Source organism: Ruegeria sp. B11 (genome assembly GCF_056539785.1).
This window is the reverse complement of sequence record NZ_JBQFVO010000015.1, coordinates 1-4,016: the sequence shown is the minus strand read 5'-3', so window position 1 is coordinate 4,016 and position 4,016 is coordinate 1. Positions and strand designations below refer to the sequence as shown.

Annotated in this window: 3 protein-coding genes; all 3 read right to left on the bottom strand. The window is 61.6% G+C overall.

Annotated features, from left to right (window positions below):
* Positions 1-1,088: iron-containing alcohol dehydrogenase (locus tag ACR0I1_RS20480; RefSeq protein ID WP_480707759.1), on the bottom strand; the 1,088-nt coding region annotated here is incomplete at its 3' end.
* Between the two features lie 67 nt (positions 1,089-1,155).
* Positions 1,156-2,538, bottom strand: a complete 1,383-nt coding sequence (locus ACR0I1_RS20475) for an aldehyde dehydrogenase family protein (RefSeq protein ID WP_480707757.1) — start codon at positions 2,536-2,538, stop codon at positions 1,156-1,158.
* A 128-nt stretch (positions 2,539-2,666) separates the two neighbouring features.
* On the bottom strand, positions 2,667-4,016 hold a 1,350-nt coding region (locus ACR0I1_RS20470; protein WP_480707755.1), incomplete at its 5' end, for a glutamine synthetase family protein.

Below are 4,016 nucleotides of genomic sequence, written 5' to 3'. Positions count from 1 at the left end.
CCTCCGCATGAGGGGTCGATGATAGCGCCTTGGACCAGTTCGGGGATGGCGGCTTTGGTGACGCCGAGGTCGGAGAGTTTGCGGGGGATGGCGAGGCTGTCGTTGAACTCTTGCACGAAGCTGCGGAAGCCGTCGAAGCCGCCGTCGATGCCCAGATAGGCGGCGACTTGCTGGAAGCGGTCGGCGATGACTGGCGCGTTGAACTCGAGCACGGCGGGCATGCAGACCGCGTTGGTGGTGCCGTGGTGGGTGTTGAACACCGCGCCGACGGGGTGGCTCATGGCGTGGATGGCGCCCAGGCCTTTCTGGAAGGCGGTGGCCCCCATCGCCGCCGCGCTCATCATCTGGGCGCGGGCTTCGATGTCGGTGCCGTCCGCATAGGCACGTGGCAGGTAGTCCTTGACCAGCCGCATCCCTTCCAGCGCGATGCCCTGAGACATCGGGTGGTAATGCGGGCTGCTAAACGCCTCGACACAATGCGCGAACGCATCCAGACCGGTGCCTGCGGTGATGAACTTGGGCATGCCCACCGTCAGCTCGGGGTCGCAGATCACCACGGTCGGCAGCACCTTGGGATGGAAGATGATCTTCTTGGCGTGGGTTTCAGAATTGGTGATGACGCTGGCGCGCCCCACTTCGGACCCGGTCCCGGCAGTTGTGGGGACGGCGATGATCGGCGCGATGGCATCGGCATCCGCTCGGGTCCACCAATCGCCGATATCCTCAAAGTCCCAGACCGGGCGCGTCTGACCACACATGAAGGCGACCATCTTGCCCAGATCCAGCCCCGAGCCGCCGCCAAAAGCGATCACCCCGTCATGGCCGCCCGCGTTATAGGCCGCAACACCGGCCTCGAGGTTCTGTTCATTGGGGTTCGGGTCCACATCCGCGAACAGACCCCGGCCCAGACCGGCGGTCTCCATGATATCCAGCGTCGCGGTGGTGATCGCCAGGTCGGCCAGCCCCTTGTCGGTGACCAGCAGCGGCTTCTTCATGCCGGCCGCAGCACAGGCTTCGGGTAATTCATTGATCCGCCCGGCCCCGAATTTGATTGCGGTTGGATAAGACCAGTTTCCAACAAGTGACATGTTTGCTTTCCTTCGTGTCAAAAGGCCTGCCCCGGCGAGGGGGTCATTCCGAGGCAGGCCGGCGTCCTTAGCCCGTGACCTTTTTCAGGTGATAGGATTTGGGACGTGTCAGGTTGTGATAGCCAATGACCGAGAGACCGCCGCCGCGCCCGGTATTCTTGCAGCCGGTCCAACACAGGCCGGGATCCAGATAATCGGCGCGGTTCATGAAGACGGTGCCCGTCTCAATCTGGTCGCCCACGCGGGCCGCGCGATCCAGATCGCGGGTCCAGAGGCTCGCTGTCAGGCCAAACGCGCTGTCATTCATCAGCCGGATGGCCTCATCATCCGTGGACACTTTCATGATGCCCACTACCGGGCCAAAGCTTTCATCCCGCATCACCCGCATGTCATGGGTGACATTGGTCAGGATCTGCGGCGTCAGATATGCGCCGCCATCATCCTCGGGGAAGATGTCGATATGGGCCACCGCACCAGCCTCGACCGCCTCGGCAATCTGCGCCCGCACCTCATCGGCAAAGCGCACATTGGCCATCGGGCCAATGGTGGTCTCAGCGTCCAGCGGATTGCCCAGCTTATAGCCCTTCACGATCTCCACCGCCCTGGCGACGAAGTCGTCATACAGGCTTTCATGCACATAAATCCGCTCGATCCCGCAGCAGCACTGGCCCGCGTTGAACATTGCCCCGTCGATCAGCGTCTCAACCGCCGCCTCCAGATCGGCATCGTCCATCACATAACCCGGATCCTTGCCGCCCAGCTCAGTCCCGACGCCGGTAAAGGTGCCCGCCGCCGCGCGCTCCATCGCCTGGCCGCCGCCGACCGAGCCGGTGAAGTTCACGAAGTCGAACGCATTGCCCGCGATCAGATCGTTGGTCACGTCATGGCTCAGAAAGACATTCTGGAACACGTCTTCCGGCACACCCGCTGCATGGAAGGCCTGCGCCATACGCTCGCCCACCAGCAGGGTCTGCGTGGCGTGTTTCAGGATCACCGTATTACCCGCGATCAGCGCCGGGGCCACCGTGTTGATCGCCGTCATGTAAGGATAATTCCAGGGCGCCACCACAAACACCACCCCATGCGGGATGCGCCTGATATAGCGCTTGAACGTCTCATCTTCGCCCACCGCGATATCAGCCAATGCGCTTTCGGCAATCCCGGCCATATGGCTTGCGCGCTCGTTGAAGCCGCCAAACTCACCGCCATAGCGCACCGGGCGACCCATCATATGCGCCAACTCGGGCACGATTTCCTCATTCATCGCGCCAACAGCAGCCACACCCGCCATCACGAGATCAATGCGTTCCCGCAAGGGCCGCGCCGCCCAAGCCGCCTGTGCGGCCCGCGCCCGGCCCGCAACCTCAAACGCGGCCTCCCGCGACAACACCTCGCGCTCGGCATAGACCGACCCATCAATCGGCGAGACACATTGCAACATCTGCCCCATAGTCACTCCATCTCTAAAGAGAGCAGGATCCCTGCTTCATCTGGCCATAAATATCTCTGGGGCCGCCATTGGTGCGCCATTGGTTCGAGCGCCGATGGCGGCGGGGCTGGCCCCTCGCTTTCACCCTCTCAAGCCCGCTCAAACCCGCGGGCAATTTCCCAATCGGTCACCACGCGCTCAAACTCTTCGATCTCAACCTCGGCCGCGCGCGCATAGTGATCGACAACGTCATCTCCCATCGCAGCCCGCAACATCGCCGAGCCATGCAGCGCATCTCGCGCCGCGCGCAGATTGCCCGGGATCATCCCCGTCTCTCCCTGATAGACGTCGCCCGTGGTCGGCGGCTGCAACTCCAGCCCTTCTTCGATCCCAGCGATCCCCGCCGCCAGCATCCCAGCCATCGCCAGATAGGGGTTCATATCCGAGCCCGGGATACGGCATTCCACCCGCACCGCCTTGGTGCCGTCACCGCACAGGCGGAACCCGGCGGTGCGGTTGTCCACCGACCAGATGATCCGCGTCGGCGCAAAGGTCCCCTTCATGAACCGCTTGTAGCTGTTGATGTAGGGCGCCATGAAACAGGTGTAATCGGCGGCGTATTTCAAAAGACCCGCCATGTAGCTTTTCATCACATCCGACATGCCGAGCGGGTCTTTTTCGTCGAAAAAGATCGGCCGCCCCTCGGACCAGAGCGACTGATGCACGTGGCTGGAACTGCCCACTTTCTCATGATGCCATTTCGGCAGGAAGGTCGCGGCATGCCCATGCTGCCAGGCAATCTCTTTCACCGCGTTCTTGGCGATCGAGTGATACTCGGCCGTCTCCATCGCAGGCGCATATTTGATGTTCAGCTCTTCCTGCCCGGTCTCGGCCTCACCTTTCGTGTTCTCGACCGGTATCCCCGCATCCCACAGATGGTTGCGGATCGGGCGCATCACATGCTCTTCCTTGGTGGTCTGAAGGATGTGATAGTCTTCGTTGTACCCCGAGATCGGCTCAAGGTCGCGAAAGCCTTCCTTGCGGATCTGATCAAAGCTTTTCTCGAACAGGAAAAACTCCAGCTCGGTGGCGCACATCGCGTCATAACCCATCGCCTTCAACCGGTTCACCTGACGCTTCAGGATCGAGCGCGGCGCGTGTGGCACTTCTTCATGCGTGTGATGATCCAGCACATCGCACATCACCATCGCCGTGCCTTCCAGCCACGGTACAGGGCGCAGAGTGCTCAGATCCGGCTTCATCACATAATCGCCATAGCCCCGCTCCCAACTGGTCGACGCATACCCATCCGGCGTCCCCATCTCGAGATCCGTCGCCAGCAGATAATTGCAGCAATGCGTCTCTTCCCACGCCCCCGCAACAAAATGACCCGCATGAAACCGCTTCCCCATCAAACGGCCCTGCATGTCAACCAGACAAACCAATACCGTATCAATCTCGCCAGACGAAACCTCAGCCTTCAAATGCTCAAATGTCAG

Excerpts from the sequence above, each read along its gene's own strand:
- ACR0I1_RS20475 (WP_480707757.1), bottom strand. The coding sequence starts at position 2,538 with ATGGGGCAGATGTTGCAATGTGTCTCGCCGATTGATGGGTCGGTCTAT.